The 17,868-nt window shown below is 63.5% G+C and carries 15 protein-coding genes; 7 read left to right on the top strand and 8 right to left on the bottom strand.

Features of this window, described 5'->3' with window-relative positions:
* Positions 1–30: 30 nt before the first annotated feature.
* The 4 genes from C495_RS03375 to C495_RS03360 all read right to left on the bottom strand — a co-directional run bounded on the left by C495_RS03375 (position 31) and on the right by C495_RS03360 (position 2,771).
* Entirely contained in the window at positions 31–303 is a 273-nt protein-coding gene (locus C495_RS03375; RefSeq protein WP_008160021.1) for a DUF3006 domain-containing protein, read from the bottom strand.
* Positions 300–1,379, bottom strand: coding sequence for a ComEC/Rec2 family competence protein (locus C495_RS03370; protein WP_008160020.1), 1,080 nt, complete (start codon positions 1,377–1,379; stop codon positions 300–302). Before C495_RS03370 ends, C495_RS03375 begins: the two co-directional genes overlap by 4 nt.
* 160 nt (positions 1,380–1,539) lie before the next feature.
* Positions 1,540–1,935 carry an OsmC family protein gene (locus tag C495_RS03365; protein WP_049890152.1) on the bottom strand — a complete coding sequence of 132 codons (396 nt, stop codon included), beginning with the start codon at positions 1,933–1,935 and terminating at the stop codon, positions 1,540–1,542.
* Positions 1,936–2,048: 113 nt separating this feature from the next.
* Positions 2,049–2,771 carry a metal-dependent hydrolase gene (locus tag C495_RS03360; protein WP_008160016.1) on the bottom strand — a complete coding sequence of 241 codons (723 nt, stop codon included), beginning with the start codon at positions 2,769–2,771 and terminating at the stop codon, positions 2,049–2,051.
* A 118-nt stretch (positions 2,772–2,889) separates the two neighbouring features.
* Between C495_RS03360 and C495_RS03355 the strand changes: the two genes are divergently transcribed.
* The 5 genes from C495_RS03355 (at position 2,890) to tenA (ending at position 9,004) form a co-directional block, all read left to right on the top strand.
* A complete protein-coding gene (locus C495_RS03355; RefSeq protein ID WP_008160015.1) occupies positions 2,890–3,153 on the top strand; it encodes a hypothetical protein in 264 nt (87 codons plus the stop codon).
* An 81-nt stretch (positions 3,154–3,234) separates the two neighbouring features.
* Positions 3,235–5,367, top strand: a complete 2,133-nt coding sequence (locus C495_RS03350; protein ID WP_008160012.1) for a DHH family phosphoesterase — start codon at positions 3,235–3,237, stop codon at positions 5,365–5,367.
* 73 nt (positions 5,368–5,440) lie between these two features.
* Positions 5,441–5,929, top strand: a complete 489-nt coding sequence (locus C495_RS03345) for an SHOCT domain-containing protein (protein ID WP_008160011.1) — start codon at positions 5,441–5,443, stop codon at positions 5,927–5,929.
* 288 nt (positions 5,930–6,217) lie between these two features.
* On the top strand, positions 6,218–7,879 hold the full coding sequence (locus C495_RS03340) for a tRNA uridine(34) 5-carboxymethylaminomethyl modification radical SAM/GNAT enzyme Elp3 (protein ID WP_008160009.1): 1,662 nt from the start codon (positions 6,218–6,220) through the stop codon (positions 7,877–7,879).
* Positions 7,880–8,332: 453 nt separating this feature from the next.
* Positions 8,333–9,004, top strand: a complete 672-nt coding sequence (gene tenA, locus C495_RS03335; RefSeq protein ID WP_008160007.1) for a thiaminase II — start codon at positions 8,333–8,335, stop codon at positions 9,002–9,004.
* A 16-nt stretch (positions 9,005–9,020) separates the two neighbouring features.
* On the opposite strand, the gene C495_RS03330 is transcribed toward tenA, so the two are convergent.
* Positions 9,021–9,665 (bottom strand): hypothetical protein, encoded by a 645-nt coding sequence (locus C495_RS03330; protein WP_008160005.1) that lies wholly within the window; start codon positions 9,663–9,665, stop codon positions 9,021–9,023.
* A 167-nt stretch (positions 9,666–9,832) separates the two neighbouring features.
* Between C495_RS03330 and rqcH the strand changes: the two genes are divergently transcribed.
* Complete coding sequence (rqcH, locus tag C495_RS03325) at positions 9,833–11,983, top strand: ribosome rescue protein RqcH (protein WP_008160002.1); 2,151 nt, start codon at positions 9,833–9,835, stop codon at positions 11,981–11,983.
* A gap of 126 nt (positions 11,984–12,109) precedes the next feature.
* On the opposite strand, the gene C495_RS03320 is transcribed toward rqcH, so the two are convergent.
* Positions 12,110–12,658 (bottom strand): hypothetical protein, encoded by a 549-nt coding sequence (locus C495_RS03320; RefSeq protein ID WP_008160000.1) that lies wholly within the window; start codon positions 12,656–12,658, stop codon positions 12,110–12,112.
* Positions 12,659–12,840: 182 nt separating this feature from the next.
* On the opposite strand from C495_RS03320, the gene C495_RS03315 reads away from it, so the two are divergent.
* Positions 12,841–13,908: an mRNA surveillance protein pelota gene (locus tag C495_RS03315; protein WP_008159997.1), complete on the top strand. Its 1,068-nt coding sequence runs from the start codon at positions 12,841–12,843 to the stop codon at positions 13,906–13,908.
* Positions 13,909–13,935: 27 nt separating this feature from the next.
* On the opposite strand, the gene C495_RS03310 is transcribed toward C495_RS03315, so the two are convergent.
* A complete protein-coding gene (locus C495_RS03310; protein ID WP_008159994.1) occupies positions 13,936–14,697 on the bottom strand; it encodes a TrmB family transcriptional regulator in 762 nt (253 codons plus the stop codon).
* Positions 14,694–17,798: an MMPL family transporter gene (locus C495_RS03305; RefSeq protein WP_008159993.1), complete on the bottom strand. Its 3,105-nt coding sequence runs from the start codon at positions 17,796–17,798 to the stop codon at positions 14,694–14,696. Before C495_RS03305 ends, C495_RS03310 begins: the two co-directional genes overlap by 4 nt.
* Positions 17,799–17,868: the final 70 nt, after the last annotated feature.

Here is a 17,868-nt window from a genome sequence, read left to right as displayed (position 1 = left end):
TTTTTCGCTCCGTGTCGCTTGTGCTCGCGATCACTCCTCGCCGAGTCGATTCGCGAGCCGATCGAATCGCTCTTGCATCGCTGCTCGCCGGTCGGCCGTCTCCGCCGGACGGTAAGTTACCGTCCGAACCGTCTCGTCCTCGAGTTCGAGTTCGAAGACGGCCCCCTCGTGGCGGCCCTCCTCGGGCAGTCGCTCGACAGGGAGAGTGCGTTCGTCGACTACTGTTCCGTCCGCCTCGCACAACAGGACAGCCGTTGTTCCGTCGACGATTCGGTCGAGGACTGCGGTGTCGGAGTCGGTCATGGGCTGTGAGTAAGCGCGGCCACGGTATCAATCACTGGCTCCAGTCCGACGGCAACAGTTCCGAGATACATAGACTCGAGCGCCGCGCCGGGCAGCGTCGGTGGCGTCAGCGAGTCAGTCGACGAGTGGGCGTCGTGTTTTCGCTCGAGTAAGACCGCTGGATCAGTCGTTGCGTCGTGTTCGGTCGTCACCGTCACGTCCGTACCGTCGGTCGTGAGCACGACGTCGCCGTGGACGCCGGTCCAGTACGTCTCGACGCCGCGGTCGGCAAACGACTCGAGGACTTCGTCGTGTGGATGGCCGTACTGGGACTCGAGTGCGCTCGAGACGACGGCGATCTCGGGGTCGACACGGTCGAGAAACGGTGACGTCGATGACGTCGAGGAGCCGTGGTGGCCGGCCTGATAGGCGTCGGCCCCAAGCGCATCGCCGTGTGCGTCGACCAGCCGCTGTTCGGCCGTTCGGTCGGCATCGCCAGTCGTCAGATAGGTGAACGAGCCGAACTCGACGGCAAGGGCGACGCTGTTGGTATCAAGCCCGACGGTGGATCCGTCTTCAGGCGGGTTCAACACGGTTGCCTCGACAGCCTCGTCCTCGAGGTTCAGTGTATACCCCTCAGTAACCTGAATCAAGGTTATCTCATGCGTTTCGATAGCATCGAGGTAGTTCTCGTAGGTCTGACTCGTGTGGACGACGCCCGAATCGTAGACCGCACCGACACCCTCGCCGTGCGTTTCGAACTGCTCGATGACGGCCGCATGGCCACCGATATGATCGGCATGGCCATGGGTCGCCACGAGGTGGTCGATCCGGTCGATATCCTGTGTCTCGAGGTAGTCGATGACTGCTTGCCCGTCCGCCCGCCAGTCGCCCGTATCGATCAGAATCGTTTCACCGGCAGGCGTCACGAGCAGCGTCGAATCGGCCTGCCCGACGTCGATGTGATGGACCTCGAGTTCACCATCGAGGGTCCCGTCGGCGTTGACCTCCTCGTCCGCACTGACACCGCCGAGACAGCCCGACAACACGAGCATCCCCGCGACCAACACGACTCCAAACCCGCGGCGGCGTTGCATATTCGGTTCGAAGGTATCATCGAATATGTGGGTTGTGATCACTCACCAAGACACTCTTTCGAGAGTACATGTTTCCATCGCCGGCCACTCGAGACGGCCCCGATCGTGTGCCGAACACGCGGGTCGATGCTGTGTCTCGAGGGCCGGACAACCGGCGATCTCAGAACGCGTCGGTGGTTACGGTCGTCTCGGCGTGGAGACTGTCTTTCAGCGCGTCGTGGACCTTACAGAGTTCGAACGCGCGCTCAACGACGTCGTCGGCGGTGTCGTCGTCGACCTCGGCTTCGACGTGGATCTCGAACGCGACCGACTCGAGTTTGTCGTCATCGTTGAGTTCGCCGCTCGTCTCGATTTCGATTTTCCCGAGGTCGTCTGCCCCGCGCTGTTGGCCGCCGACTCGCAGCGCCGGCACGTAACAGGAGCCGTAGGCCGCAAGCAGGGCCTCGAGTGTGTCGGGTGCGTCCTCCCCGTTCGGATCGATGCTCGTCTCGAACTCGCGAATCTCGTTCGTCGAACTGAACCCCTCCTCGGAGACGGTGGTGACTGTTTTCGTCATCGCACTCGGGACGTCCACACCAGGTGGTGTAAACGTTACTGGTGGTCGTCTCCCTCAGTTGGCAGTTCGTCCGAGCGAAAAAATCGACGACCGTCGCCGGCGGTCGTCCCGATCTAGATGTCGAACGGCTCGTCGGCCTCGGCGATCACGACGTCGGCGTCGCTGCCCGTCGCTTTGACTTCGCGTTCGAACTCCTCGGGGTCCTGTTCGATCGGTGGGAACGTATCGTAGTGTTGGGGCAGTGCGTAGTCGACGTCGAGCCAGTCGACGGCGACGGCGGCTTGCCACGGCCCCATCGTGAAGTGGTCGCCGATCGGCACGGCGGCGGCGTCGGGCTCGAGATACGGACCGACGACCTCGCGCATCTCGGTCATCAGAGAGGTGTCGCCGGCGTTGTAGAACGCCGTTGACTCTTCGTCCGCGACCTGTGTCGGTTTGGTGTCCGAAATAACGAACCCGGCCGGCATGCCGCCGCTGGCGTCGTTTTCGGTCATGATCCCGTTCGTGTGGTCAGCACGAACCATGGTGACGAACGCGTCGCCACACTCGACGGTGCCGCCGAGGTTCATCCCCATCCCGCCGACGGCGTCTTCGAAGCCGAACTCGTCTTGACAGTAGGAGACGAGCTCCGGCGTCGCGACCAGCGTTGCGTCCGAGAACGCCCCCGCGTCGGCGATATGGTCGGCGTGGCCGTGTGTCAACAACACGTAATCCGGCGTGTCGATATCGGCCGGCTCGAGGTCGGTCTTCGGGTTATCGAAAAACGGATCGATCAACAGCGCTGTCTCTCCGACGGTGACGTGCCACGTCGAGTGGCCGTGCCAGGTGAGCTCCATAGCATGCGACCCGTTGGGTCGAATGGGACTTAAAAGTAGTCGCGAGCGCCGGCACACGGCCCGGTCCGGCCCCGCGACCGATGCGCGCCGTTTTTTATCCGGGGTCCGTACTGGGGGTATGCTCACCCTGTCGCTCGAGGAGTTCATGGTGGAGTTGAACGAGGGATCGATCAAGAACGTCGGCCCGACGAACAAGTCGGCGACGGTCAAGCTGTTCGACGTCGAGTCCGCCGAGGCCCGCGAGTTCGGTGACAAGCGTGTCAAACTCGTCTTCGAGGACGCAGACGGTAGCGAGATTCAGGTGTCGCTGTTCCCTGACGACGTTCGGAAGATCGTCGACGATATCGAAAAACTCGAGGACGACTCGCCGGTTTTCGAGTAAGCGATCGCTCGCACGCGCCGTGTAGTATTGCCGAGCGCATTTCGACAACCGTTTTAGGGCGAAACTGCTTGGTTCGAGTAGATGGGTAACTGTATCATCTGTGGCACACCCGTTGACGGCGAGATCTGCGAGAGTCATCAGGAAGACGTTGTCTTCGAGTTCCGCGGCAACGCTCCCTCGCAGCTCACCTCCGGTCGGTATTACCGGGGGACCGTCGACGGCTACGCCGACTTCGGCGTTTTCGTCGACATCGGCGATCACGTCACTGGCCTGTTGCACCGAAGCGAACTCGACCAACGACTCGAGAGTCTCGACTGGGAGCCCGGGGACGATGTCTTCGTTCAGGTTCTCGACGTCCGAGACAACGATAACGTCGACCTCGGCTGGTCGATCCGCCAGCGCGAACGCGACTTTCGCGGCGAACTGATCGATACGGGGAGCAGCGAACAGCGCCCCGAGGAGTTCGACGACGACACAGCCGACGAGACCGACGACGAGTCGCAGGCTGATGCCGACACCGACACCGCCGCCGGCGACCTGCAGACGGCCGCCGACGAGCCCGCAGCCGATGACGGCGCTGGCGCGCCGAGCGCGTCCGACACCGTCGCCAGCGCCGACGGCTCCGTCGCAACCGAAAGCGCCGCCGCATCGACGCCGGCGACCGACGCCGAACCCGAGACCGAACCGGCACTGAACCGAACGACGATCGACACGATCGAGTCGCAAGTCGGCAGCGTCGTCCGACTCGAGGGCGAGATCACCGGCGTTCGACAGACCAGTGGCCCGACCGTCTTCGAACTGCGCGACGAGACCGCGACCGTCGAATGCGCCGCCTTCAAAGAGGCTGGCGTTCGCGCCTACCCCGCCGTCGACATCGAGGACGTCGTTGCCCTCGAGGGCGAGGTCGAGCGCCACCACGGCGAGTTGCAGGTCGAAACCGAGACCCTCGACATCCTCGAGGGCGAGGCTCGTGAGACCGTTCAGAATCGACTCGAAAGCGCACTCGAGAGCGAAGCTCGACCGGCCGACATCGACCTGCTGGCCGGCCACGACGCCGTCACGACCGTCGAAGACGAGGTCGCCGATGCGGCGACCGCGATCCGCCGTGCCGTCATGGAGGCTCGCCCGGTCGTCGTCCGCCACGGCGCGACCGCCGACGGCTACGTTGCCGGCGCAGCCATCGAACGCGCCGTCCTCCCGCTGATCCGTGAGAAACACACTCGCGAGGACGCGGAGTACCACTACTTCGAGCGCCGACCGCTCGACGGCCGCGTCTACGACATGGATGCGGCGACCAACGACGTCACCTCGATGCTCGAGGCCCGTGACCGCCACGGCGAGCAACTGCCGCTGATCGTGCTGGTCGACGCTGGCTCGACCGTCGAATCCATCGACGGCTACGAGCTGTTGTCGCTGTACGACGCCGAAACGGTCGTCATCGACGACAGCCGCGCCGACGACGAGATCACCGACGCCGTGTCGGTTACCGTCACACCGTCGCTTGCTGGCGTCGACGTCTCGAACCTGACGTCGACGGCACTCGCCGCGAACATCGCTGCACACATCAACGACGACGTTCGCGCCGACCTCGAGCACCTCCCTGCCGTCAGCTACTGGGAGGACACCCCCGAGGCCTACACTGCCCTCGCGACCGAGGCCGGCTACGACGAGACAGCAGTCTCCGAGCGCCGCGAAGCCGTCGCGCTGCAGGCGTACTACCAGTCGTACAAGGACAAACGCGAACTCATTATCGACCTGCTGTTCGGTGATGGCGAGGCAACGACCCCACGAGACGGAAACCTCGCCGCGCACGTCTCCGAGCAGTTCCGCGCGAAACTCGAGACCGAACTCGAGACCGCTCGCGAGAACTTAGAGACCGAAGCCGTCGACGGCGTAACGGTCGCCGTTCTCGACACCGACGCGTTCGTCCACCGGTACAACTTCCCGACGACGACGCTGCTGCTGGATGCACTCCACCGCAGTCAGCGCGACGACGGCCCGTTCGTGACGCTTGGTCTCGGCGACGACGAACTCCACGTTCGTGCGACCGAGTCCGTCAACGTCCGCGAACTCGGCGAAACGATCGCCGACGCCGCACCGAACGCCGGTGTCGGCGTCGTCGGCGGACAGGACGGCCACATCGAGTTCCTGCCCGGCGAACGCGACGCTGTTCGTGCGGCTGCCCTCGAGGCACTCGGCGAGACGCTCGCGTAATCGGCCCACTGTCTCCGTTCGGACATCTCCCCCCTGAGAAACTTCTTTGTCGATCCGTCACACAGCTATCAGTATGGGCACCGAGCCGGGCCGACAGCTCCGTGAGAACATCACTGGCGTGACGGCGATGATCGTAACCGGGGTGTGGCTGTCGCTCATGTTCAGCCCGTGGGGCGGGCAGCTGTGGCTCCCGTTGATGCTCATCGGCTACCTGGTCGTCGTGCCGCTGGTCGCGCTGTTGTTCGGCGACGAGCAGGCGCGAGCAGAATGGTGGGACGGGACGTGGGTTGAAGCAGCCGACACGAGTGCGGAGCAGTCGACGGATCGAACCGCCGACTCGACGCGTCCCTCACGGGGTCGGCAGGACGCCCTCGAGACGCTTCGGGATCGGTATGCGGCAGGCGAGGTAACCGACGAGCAGTTCGAGCACAAACTCGAGCGACTGCTCGAGACCGAGACGCTCGAGGACGCCACAGAGCGGGCTCGAGACCGCCACCACGGATCGGCAGCCACTCCGAACCGGGATCGAGACCAGAACCGGGACGTCGAGTACGAATCCTGACTGACTGCGATCCGAGACGTGGTGCCAACCGAGACACCTCGCTGATCGAGGGTCACGTCCCGCTCGAGGCGATCGAGGAACTGTTCGCGGACGAGTCTCGGCACCGCGAATGCCCCAGCACTCGCCGGGCATGGGGCCATGCGGCGACGAGCCGTTGACGAGCGACGCCCTCGAGCCGTCGGGCGAGTTGTCGGCGTACACCACAGTCTGACCGCGACCGAACTGGCGTCGGCTCGAGCGGTTGTGAGTCCGACACGCTTATTCGCAAACGGCGACCAAATCAGTACAGTGAGTACCGAGACGCCCGATCCAACCGAAACCGACGCGTTCGAACAGGTCTGTGAGATGATCGTCGAGCGAATTCTCGCGGGCGAGATCGAGCGCGACGAACTCGAGACGGCCAAACTCGAGGCCTGTTCGGAGCACTCGGCGCCGAAGGTGCCGAAAAACTCCGAACTGCTCGATCACGCCCCTAACGAGCACCGCGAGGAGTTGCAGGAAGTTCTCCAGCGCAAACCCGTCCGCACCGCTTCAGGCGTCTCGCCGGTTGCGATCATGACGTCGCCTGAGCGCTGTCCTCACGGGAAGTGTCTGTACTGTCCCGGCGGCCCCGACTCAGAGTTTTCCTCCTCGCAGAGCTATACGGGCGAAGAGCCCGCTGCAGCCCGCGGCGTCCAGAACGATTACGACCCCTATGGGCAGGTGACGCTGCGACTCGAGCAACTGCGCGAGATCGGCCATCCCGTCGACAAGGCCGAACTCATTTTGATGGGCGGAACGATGACCGCCCGCAGCCACGACTATCAGGAGTGGTTCGTCAAGCGGGCCTTGGAGGCGATGAACGACTACGACGTCGAGAAAGAGCCCGAACCGGCAGAAGGCGAAAGCTTCGCACAGGACCCTGAGGAGTACGAGTGGAAGTACGTCGAGGACGTCATCGAGGAAAACGAGACCGCAGATATCCGCAACATCGGGACGACGTTCGAGACCAAACCCGACTGGTGTGATCCCGAACAGATCGACCGGATGCTCGAACTCGGCGGCACGAAAGTCGAGGTTGGCGTCCAGACCACGTTCGAGCGGATCAACCGGGAGATGCACCGGGGTCACGGCGTCGCCGAATCCATCGAGGCCAACCAGCGCCTGCGCGATTCGGCGTTCAAAGTCGGCTTCCACATGATGCCCGGCCAGCCGGGAATGAGCAAGGAGATGTGTCTCGAGGACTTCCGGCGGATCTTCGAACAGGAGGAGTGGAAGCCCGACTATCTGAAGATCTACCCGACGCTGATCGTTCGCGGGACGGCGACCTACGACTGGTGGCACAACGGCGAGTACGACCCACTCGGAAACGAGGAGGCCGCCGAACTGGTCGCCGAAATCAAGGACATGATCCCGCGATACACTCGCCTTCAGCGGGTCCAGCGCGACATTCCAGCGGACTTTATCGACGCCGGCGTCTGGAAATCCAACCTCCGCCAACTCGCGCGCCAGCGCATGGACGAACACGGCTGGGAGTGTGAGTGCATCCGCTGTCGCGAGGCCGGCATGAACGACGCCGAACCCGACGAAATCGAACTCGACGTCATGACTTACGACGCCTGTGGCGGCACGGAGCACTACATTTCCTTCGAGGACTTCGAACAGGACTTGCTGGTCGGCTTCTGCCGGCTTCGGTTCCCGAACGACCCGGTTCGGCCGGAACTCGAGAACACGGCGCTCGTCCGCGAACTCCACGTCTACGGCTCGGAAGTCGCCGTCGGCGGGACGGGTGAGACGGACCAACACCAGCATCAGGGCTACGGCCAGCGCCTGATGAACCGTGCCGAAGAACTCGCCGCTGACGCGGGCTACGACAAAGTCAGCGTGATCTCCGGTATCGGTGCCCGGGAGTACTACCGGAACAAACTCGGCTACCACCAGGACGGTCCGTACGTCAGCAAGCGACTCTGAGATTCGCTGTTCGAAACTCGCGGCTTTTTACTCGACACCTGTGTTCGTCGGTCTGCCCGCTCGAGTCGGACCGCCAATCGTGACGCTATCGAGTGGTTTCACGCTCGAGAACGGGACACAATTGCCGATTCTCGAGAGCTAATATAACAATACCTCTCCAGAAAATTTATACGGCACTATGGATAACGTATTAGTTGCCGACGATCGTCGGCACCGTTGTCATCACTCCCCACCCCCGACAACGGCACCGAGTTGCCTCTCAGCGCGCCGTGAACTCCCCAGCTCGTTCGTCCCCCACCGAACGAGCACCCCCGCGGCGTGTCTTTTCGGTGACCAGGACGAACTCGAGAGCGGCGCGTCTCGAGTCGCGTCTGAGTTCTCGACGTCGCCTCGGATCATAACTGAGTTGTATTCATTACATATATTCTCGAGGCCACCCTTTCTCGAGACGAGATGACATTCAGCGACCGATTGCTCGAGGACGGCGCACACATCTGGGATGCACAGAAAGACCACCCGTTCATCCGCGAACTCGCGGCAGGGACGCTCGATGAGCGGGCGTTCAAACACTGGGTGAAACAGGATTATCGGTATCTGCTCGATTACGCGCGGCTGTTCTCGATCGCGGGGTCGAAAGCTCGCGACGAGGCGACGATGACCCATCTGCTTGGGGTCGCCCACGAGGTTCTCGACCACGAGATGGACCTCCACCGGGAGTTCGCCGCCGACTACGGCATCTCCCGGGCGGACCTCGAGTCAGTCGAGAAAGCACCGACCTGTGTCGCCTACACGAACTTCCTCGTGCGGACGGCCTATGACGGTTCGATCGCCGAGATCGCGGCCGCGCTGTTCCCCTGTATGCAGGGGTATCTCGACGTGGCCGAGCATATGGCCGACCTCGCCGACGGCGAGCATCAGTACACGCCCTTCATCGACATGTACACCAGCGAGGAGTTCCGCGAGGCCACCGCGTGGTGTCGCGAGTTCGTCGACGACTGCGGCGAGCGGTTCCCGGGCGACCACGACGCCATGCGCGAAGCCTTCCTCACGAGCGCGAAACTCGAGTACCGGTTTTGGGAGATGGCCTACACGCTCGAAGACTGGGAGCTGACGCGGGACCTGTAGCCGGCCACGAACCCGCTCAGTCGATCGTGACCTCGAGTTCGAGCACACCCAGATAATCGGGTGCGCTGCCGGCGGTCGTCCGGAACTCCGTGGGCGTTGAGCCGACGTAGTCGTAGAACTCGGACTGGCTCTGTGGGATCATCGGTGTGCCGTCGTCGCGTTTGAGGTAGGCGGGGGCGTCCGTCCGTTGGATTCGCTCGAGGCGTTCCTCCCAGTCGCTGCCCGAATAGAGAAAGACGCCGAACGAGAAGCGACCGGCAGCGAGGGCGTCGTGTTTCGACTCGAACATCGTCGCCTCTTCAGTTTTGTACTCCTCGTCGCTGACCCACGCGAGCGCCGCCACGTCGTCGGTCTGGAGCAGGTACAGATCCCAGCCGAGCTGGGCGTCGAACACCGCCCAGGTGTTCCGGGGACCGATCGTATCGACTTCGACGCTGAACGCGGGTCGGCCACGCGCGCCGGACGGTTCGTGGACGAAGGTGGCGTCGTAGCCGGGGGCGCGGATGCCACGGTCGTGGTAGACGATTCCGTCGACGTCGATGTCGGCGTCGATCTGATCGACGATGGAGCGCACGGAGAACGCACCTTCGTCCTCGAGATGGCCGACGAACGTGGGGAACCGAGAGACGTGCTTCCATGGGCGGTCATCGGGCTGGCTCATGGGCACTCCCCTCCGTGTGTGGGCTGGCCGTGGTGGCAAGCAGTGTCGACAGCGTCGTACATACCCGCATGGAGGTACCGGGTGCGGATTAGCCTTTCCGACCGCAGCCTCGACCGTCGCCACGCCGGAGCGACACGTCTTTTTGACCGCGCCGGGCAGGTGTACGTATGGATTCAAAGCGCGAGCTGACGAGCGTCGACCTCGCTGCCCTCGTCGGGGAACTCGGGGCCTACGAGGGCGCAAAGCTCGACAAGGCGTATCTCTACGGCGACGATCTCGTCCGACTCAAGATGCGAGATTTCGACCGCGGCCGCATCGAACTCATCCTCGAGGTCGGCGAGATCAAACGCGCCCACACGGTCGCCCCCGAGCGGGTACCCGACGCACCCGGACGACCGCCGCAGTTCGCGATGATGCTTCGGAACCGACTCTCGGGGGCTGACTTCGCCGGCGTCGAGCAGTACGAGTTCGACCGCATCCTCGAGTTCGTCTTCGAGCGTGAGGACGGCACAACCCGACTCATCGTCGAACTGTTCGGGCAGGGGAACGTCGCCGTCACCGACGGCGAGTACGAAGTGATCGACTGTCTCGAGACGGTGCGACTCAAATCCCGAACCGTCGTGCCGGGCTCGCGCTATGAGTTCCCCGACAGCCGGCTCAACCCGCTGACGGTCTCCCGAGAGGCGTTCGACCTCGAGATGGAAGACTCGGATACAGACATCGTCCGAACGCTGGCAACGCAACTCAACTTCGGCGGCCTCTACGCCGAGGAGATCTGTACCCGCGCCGGGATCGAGAAAGGGATGGATATCGCCGACGCCGACGAGGACGACTACGATCGCCTCTACGAGGCCATCGAACGCCTCGCCCTCGACCTTCGGAACGCGAACTTCGAGCCGCGACTGTATCTCGAGGACGGTGAAGACGGCGACGATGACGACGAGAGCGATGACAGCACCGAGAGTGCTCGTGTCGTCGACGCGACGCCGTTCCCACTCGAGGAACACGCCGAACTGGCGGCCGAGCCCTACGACTCGTTTTTGGCCGCGCTGGACGACTACTTCTTCCGGCTAGAACTCGACGACGAGGAGGAGCCGGACCCAACGACACAGAAACCCGATTTCGGCGAGGAGATCGCTAAATACGAACGAATCATCGACCAACAGCAGGGCGCGATCGAGGGGTTCGAACAGCAGGCAGACGACCTTCGGGAGCAAGCCGAGTTGCTCTACGCCGAGTACGGCCTCGTCGACGACATCCTCTCGACGATTCAGGACGCTCGCGCGCAGGACCGTCCCTGGGACGAGATCGAAGCACGCTTCGAAGAGGGTGCCGAGCGCGGGATCGAAGCCGCCGAGGCGGTCGTCGGCATCGATAGCAGTGAGGGGATCGTGACGGTCGACATCGACGGCGACCGGATCGACCTCGTCGCCCACGACGGCGTCGAGCAGAACGCCGACCGACTCTACACCGAGGCGAAACGCGTCGCAGAAAAGAAAGAAGGCGCGCTGGCGGCCATCGAGGACACCCGCGAGGATCTCGAGGACGCAAAGCGTCGCCGCGACGAGTGGGACGCCGACGACGAGGGCGACGAGCAAGCCGACGACGAGGACACAGAGGAGACAAATTGGCTCGAGATGCCCTCGATTCCGATCCGCGAGAACGAGCCCTGGTTCGATCGCTTCCGCTGGTTCCACACCAGCGACGGCTACCTCGTGATCGGTGGGCGCAACGCCGACCAGAACGAGGAGCTCGTCAAGAAGTATCTCGAGCCCGGCGACAAGGTCCTGCACACGCAGGCCCACGGCGGCCCCGTCACCGTGTTGAAGGCGACGGACCCGAGCGAAGCCTCCTCCTCGGATATCGAGTTGCCCGACTCGAGTATCGAGGAGGCCGCCCAGTTCGCCGTCTCCTACTCGTCGGTCTGGAAGGATGGCCGCTACGCGGGTGACGTCTACGCCGTCGACTCCGACCAGGTGACGAAGACGCCCGAAAGCGGCGAGTACTTAGAGAAGGGTGGCTTCGCGATCCGGGGCGAGCGCACCTACCACCGCGATACGCCGGTCGGCGTCGCGGTCGGCATCCAGTGTGAGCCTTACACTCGCGTCATCGGCGGTCCGCCGGCAGCGATCGAGGCGACCGCGGAGACGACGATCGAACTCGAGCCGGGGCGCTACGCCCAGGCCGACGCGGCGAAGCGACTGTATCGACGCTTCCGCGAGGAGTTCGAAGACGAGTCGTTCGTCCGCAAAATCGCGAGTCCGGACCGCATCCAGCACTTCATGCCGCCGGGTGGCAGCCGGATCGCCGAGGAGTAGCGCTCACCCACTTTCGTCGAATCGTTCGAGGATCGTCCAGACACGCGTGTCCACGATGGCGTGTGTCGAGGAGTCGCAGGCGATGTCGTACAGTTGGCTGCGGGTGAGATACCGGTCCGACTACGACTACCCGTCGGTGACATCTACGTCGACATCGACGTCCGCGTCCGCGTTGGCGTCGTGCTCGAGGCGGTCGGCCCATTTCTGCTGACTCTCGTCGTAGGATGCCCCGAGCGCGATCAGGAAGCCGATGATTGCGGTGATCACCGCGATTGCGCCGACGGCGACGACGGCGACCGACAGGAGTTCACCGCCCAGCACCTGCGCGGAGGTCAGCAACGATACCGCGGTCACGGCGGCGATCAGCGCGAGCAGGCGACCGAAGCGGCCGGTGTCGAAGCCCGAGCCGGCGTCGTCGGTGCCGGTGTCCAGCAGTTCGTTGATGATCCCGCTGTACTCGTCGTCGTGCGAGACGTTGCCGAGCGAGTGAATCGAGTGGGCGACCCACAGCCCGGCGGTGAAGTTGAGCAGGGCGACGAAGGAGACGAGCCCGATCTCTCCCCCGACGAACAGCCCCGCCAGAATCGCGTTGGCAAAGGCGACGACCATGACCGCATGGATCGCAAGCGAGCGTGTGCCGAAGTCCTCGAAGAGCTGAACGTGTGCGAGCTTCATACATACCGTTGGCTTCGGGCGCGCATACAACGCGTCCCTAACTATGCCACACTGTACCAAACGTGACTGTGGCGCGAACCGATATGAACGCCGAGCGAACCCGTCGACCACGCGAGACTCGTTCGAGTCACCCCGCTCGAGGGATCGCAGCCCACTTACCGATTCCGCGCAAAGCCACGGCCATGCAGATCAAAGACCGGGAGCACGTCGAGGGCGGGCGCGAACGGGTGACCGTCGTCCCCGAGAGCGTCGACGACCTCTGGCACTTGCAGTACGTCTTAGAGCCCGGTGACCGCGTTGCGGGCGATACGACCCGACGGATTCAGCGCAACGACGACCAGATGCGTGATACCGGCGGCGAGCGCGAGCATATGTGGGTCGCGATCGCCGTCGACGACATCGAGTTCCACAAGTTCGCGAATCGGCTCCGTGTCGGCGGCGAGATCGTCGCCTGTTCGCGCGAGGACCAGTTGGGCTTTCACCACACCTTGAACGTCGAAGAACGCGACGAACTCTCGATCGAGAAACGGTTCAAGCCGGATCAGGAGGCTCGCCTCGAGGAAGCCGAAGAAGCAACTGAAAACCCCGATGTCGCCATCGCAACTGTCGAGGAGGGACAGGCCCACGTCCATACGGTCGCCCAGTACGGCACCGAAGAGCGGGCGACGATCACCGGCACGACCGGGAAAGGCGAGTACGCCCGTGGGCGCTCGGAGTTATTCTCCGAACTCGGCACGGTTCTCAAACGGCAGGACGCGGACGCGATCATCCTCGCCGGGCCCGGCTTTACGAAACAGGACGCCTACAAGTATTTCGAGCAGAACGTGCCCGAGATCACCGAGCAGATCACGATGGTCGACACCGCAGCAGTCGGCGACCGTGGCGTCCACGAAGTACTCAAACGCGGCGCCGTCGCCGACGTCCAACAGGAGACCCGCATCGAGAGCGAAGCCGAGGACATCGACGAACTCACGAAACGGATCGCCGAGGGCGCGAAAGCCGCCTACGGCCCCGAGGAGGTCAAGCAGGCAGCCGAGTTCGGCGCGATCGAACGACTGCTCATCCTCGACGACCGACTCCGGAAAGAACGTGGCCCCGACGGCGAGTGGGCCATCGACGTCGACGACATCGTTCGCACAGCAGAACAGAAAGGCGGCGAGGTGACGGTCTTCTCGAGTGAGTTCCCACCCGGCCAACAACTCGCCAATCTCGGCGGGATCGCGGCACTGCTTCGATACCGACTCGAGTGAGTCGCTCGCCTGGACGTTTTCTCCCGGTCAGTCGGCGACCGGCTGTAACTCGTCGCTCGCCTGGATCAACTGGATCAACACCGAGGCAAACAGCGAGTCGGAGCTCCAGATCGCCGTCTCGCTGCCGTCGTCGGCGACGACGCTCAACAGGAGGCTGTCGCCGTCGACGATGACGATTCGGCCGGATCGCTCGTCGCTGTCTCGATGGGCCGGTGGAACCGCGGTCTCGACACCCTCGAGTGTCCCCAGTCGCGCTCGAACCGACTCGGTTCGGCTGATCGCGAGCACCGAGACGCCGGCTGCGGCCCGTTCCTCGAGCCTGCGCTCGATCGACTCCGTGACGAACGACGGCAGCCGCGTCCCGAAGACGATCGTCTCCTCGGCCTGTGAGAGCAGGTCGACGACGCGGTCGTCGACGCGGTCGCGACTCCGGACGGTCCAGATGTCCTCCTGTGTCTCCTCGGTCGCCGACTCCTGTTTGACCGTGTCGACGTACTCGAAGGCCCGTTCGCGTTCGCGTTCGAAGCGGGCCTCGAGCGTGGCCTGTGCTTCTTCGATGCTGACTGGCCGATATCGGATCGGGTTGGATTGCTGGATCTCGAGGAGGCCGCGGTCCTCTAAGCTCTCGGCGACGCTGTAGACCTGCGATCGCGGAACGTCGGTGACGCTGGCGACGTCGCGTGCGGTTCCGGAGCTGAGTCTGTGGAGCGCGATGAAGACCTTGGCCTCGTAGCTGGTGAGGCCCAGTCGCTCGAACGCGTCGATGGCTGCGCTTTCGTCACCAGTCACTGGTCGTCCCCTCGTGGCTCGTCGGCTGTGTCCGTTTCGATACCGCCGTCGCTCGCCGTCGGCGTTTGGGCAGTCGCCCCCGACACCGCAAAGGAGACGTCCGGGCCGAAATAGCGCGTCCAGAACACCAACAGCGCCGGCAGGACGACGACACTCGCGAAGAACGCGTACGTGATCGTCAGCCCGGTGATGATGCCGAACTGCCGGAGCACGGGCAGGATGGCGAAGGCGAGCGTGCCGAAGCCACCGACTGTCGTCGCCGCACTGCCGAGCAGCGCGCCGCCGGTTCCCGTCACGGTCGTCTGCATCGCCGACCAGACGTTGCCCTGCCGCTCGAGTTCGAGCGTATAGCGGGCACTGATGTGGATACTGTAGGCGACACCCAACCCGACTGTGAGGCTGGTGATCATCCCCGTCAACACGTTAAACGGCATGCCGATGAGGTACATCGTCCCCAGAATCCAACTCACCGAGAACGCGACCGGCAACAGTGTTACGGCCCCGAGCGTCGCGCTGTTTCCGGTCAGCCGGTAGGCAATCGTCAGGAACCCGAAGACGGCCACGAGCGTGATCAGCAGGCTCTGGAGCACCGTCTCGAGCAGGTCCTGTTCGACGATGTAGCTCACGATCGGGTCACCGGTTGCGATGGCGTTGAGTTCGCCAGCACCGGCGTCGAGATTCCGCTGGTCGCCGGTCCCGCTGGCGTCGATCGTTCCGGCGATGGCGCGCATCTCGTCGGTCGTCTGGTCGAAGCCGGCATCGCCACGGGTAGCGATCATCAGCCGTGTCGAGTCGTACTCGCCGTCATCGGTTCGGTAGAGGACGGTACTTGCCTCGTCTTCGTTGACTTCGAACAGTTCGTCGTACAGCGCTTCGATGTTCTGATCCGGGACGCCGTCGTCTTCGGTATCGGCAGCGTGGAACGACTCGTTGAACGACTCGTTTTGGGCTGCCGTTGTTTCCATTACCGAAAGCGGTCCACGGACGTCCGCCTCGCCGTTCGGAAGCGTGTAAACGGTCTCGGAGTCGGCTGCTTCCTCCTGTGCGTCGGCTAACGCCCGCAATGTGCCGTCGTCGGCGACATCACCCTCGACGAGTATCTGTGCTTGTGTGTCATCACGCTGGAAGTTCTCGTTGACGAACTCGAGGTCGTCTTTGGCCTGATACTCACCGGGAGCCATGCCTGCCGGCAGATTTTCGGTCCAGGCGGGCGGGCTCTCGGCGAGGAAGTCCTCCTCGTCGAAGCTGGTGTCAACCTCGCTTGCGCCGTAGACACCGCCGGCGGTGAGCACCAACGCGACGACCAGAATAGCCAGCGGTGCCTTTCGTGCCGCGGTCGACCCGAGCGTGAGGGCGCTGGCGAAGCGACCCCCGCCGGTTCCGAACGCACGCTTCTGTCGGCTCCAGCCGCGTGCCTCGAGTGCCGAGTCGATCTCGACTTTGAGGGCAGGAATCAACGCGCCGAAGATAATTAGCGCGGCGATGATGCCGACGGAGCTGATGACCCCGAACTCCCGAATGGGGCCAATCGGGCTGACGAGATTCGCGAGGAAGCCGATCGCGGTCGTCGCCGTCACCCAAATGAGCGCGACACCGACGCCCGCGAGTGCAATCGTCATCGATCCGCGGACAGTGCTCGTCACACCATCCATCTCGCGTTGCTCTCGATGGCGCATGAAAACGTGTATCGCGTAGTCGATCGAGAGCCCGATCAACAACACCGGCACCGCGATCATCATCTGGTTGAAGGCGATCCCGGCCCAGCCCATGAAGCCGAACGTCCAGACGAGCACGGTGAGGATGCCGACGACGCCCAGCACGATGTCGAGTGGATCACGGTAGGCGATCGACAGGGCAATGACGACGAACAACAGCGCGAGCGGGCCGACGATCGCTAAGCTATCGCCCATCGACCGCTCGATCTCGTCGTTGATGATGCCAAAGCCGAAGACCAGATACTCCTGTTCGTTCTGGTTTGCGAGCTCACGAAGGTCGAGTTGGGCGTCGAGCGATGCACTGGTTCCACCACCCATCTCCATCTGATCGCCGCCCATCTCCTGGGAGACCAGCGTCATGCGAGCGTCGGCGTCGGTCGTGCCGGGCTCATACGACGTCGGCATGAAGCCGAGTGCCGCCCCGCCGTTGTCGTCGGATAGCGTCTGTGTGAGTGCGTCCTCGAACTCATCCTCATCGAGGTCCTCGAGCGCCTCGATCTGAGCCTCGAGCGACGGTCGCTCATCACCACCCTCTTCGAGTGCCTGTTGGTCTTCCTGAAGCTGTTCGGAGTCCGCTTCGAGCTGGTCGTACTCGGCTTCGAGAACGCCGAACGTCGCGCCGGCGTAGACGTCCTCGAGGCCCTCAGTTAGCGCCTCGTAGTCGTCAGCGACCTCGGGGTTCGTGGCCGGGTCGTCGTACTGTTGTTCGAGTGCCCAGCGGTCAGCCTCGATCCCTCGAGCCTGGTCGCCAAACTCGGTGTACTCCGCGGTCTGTTCGTCGTCGAGTTCGGCGTCCGCGGCGGCCTGTGTGAGTGTCGCCTCGATTTCGGCGTCCGTCTCCGTGGCAGCCGCCTCATCGCCTGCTGCGAGTTCGGCCTGATACTGCCGCTCGAGTTCGACCGTCTCGTTGAGTCCGTCCTCGAGCGTCTCGCTTCTGGCCTCGAGATCGGCCTCGCGTTGCTCGAGTTCTGCGCCTTGGGCTTCGATTTCGGCGATCTGTTCGTTCGTGATCGCCGTAATCGCGACGAGATTCTCGACGCCGGTGATCGAGTCGTTTTCGACGAGCGTCGCGCTGATCGACTCGTTGGCGTGGATCTCCTCTTGGAACTCAAGTGAACTGAGCAGCGACTCCTGTGTGAGGACGGTATCGCCCCTCGCGATCAGTTGTACTGAGGTCGTGTTCTCATCGCCCTCGGCGGCGAATCGCTCGTTGATGTCCTCGAGTGCCTCTCCCTCCGGCGAGTCGCTCTCGAACTGATCGAGCGACGAGTCGTCGTCGACCATCGGCATACCCGCGCCGACGAGTGCGGTCGTCAACAGCAGGGCAACGATCACGATTCGAGCGTGCGAAGTCACCATGTCCGCGAGACGATTCGGGAGGCTCATCCGCTCCTCGCCTCGAAAGCAGTCGACTGGGGTTGTGGGACCATTCTGTTGTTATGATCCTACAAACTGC

Source organism: Natronorubrum sulfidifaciens JCM 14089, assembly GCF_000337735.1.
GTDB lineage: Archaea > Halobacteriota > Halobacteria > Halobacteriales > Natrialbaceae > Natronorubrum > Natronorubrum sulfidifaciens.
The sequence above is the reverse complement of the archived record's forward strand: the minus strand, read 5'-3'. Positions and strand labels throughout refer to the sequence as shown.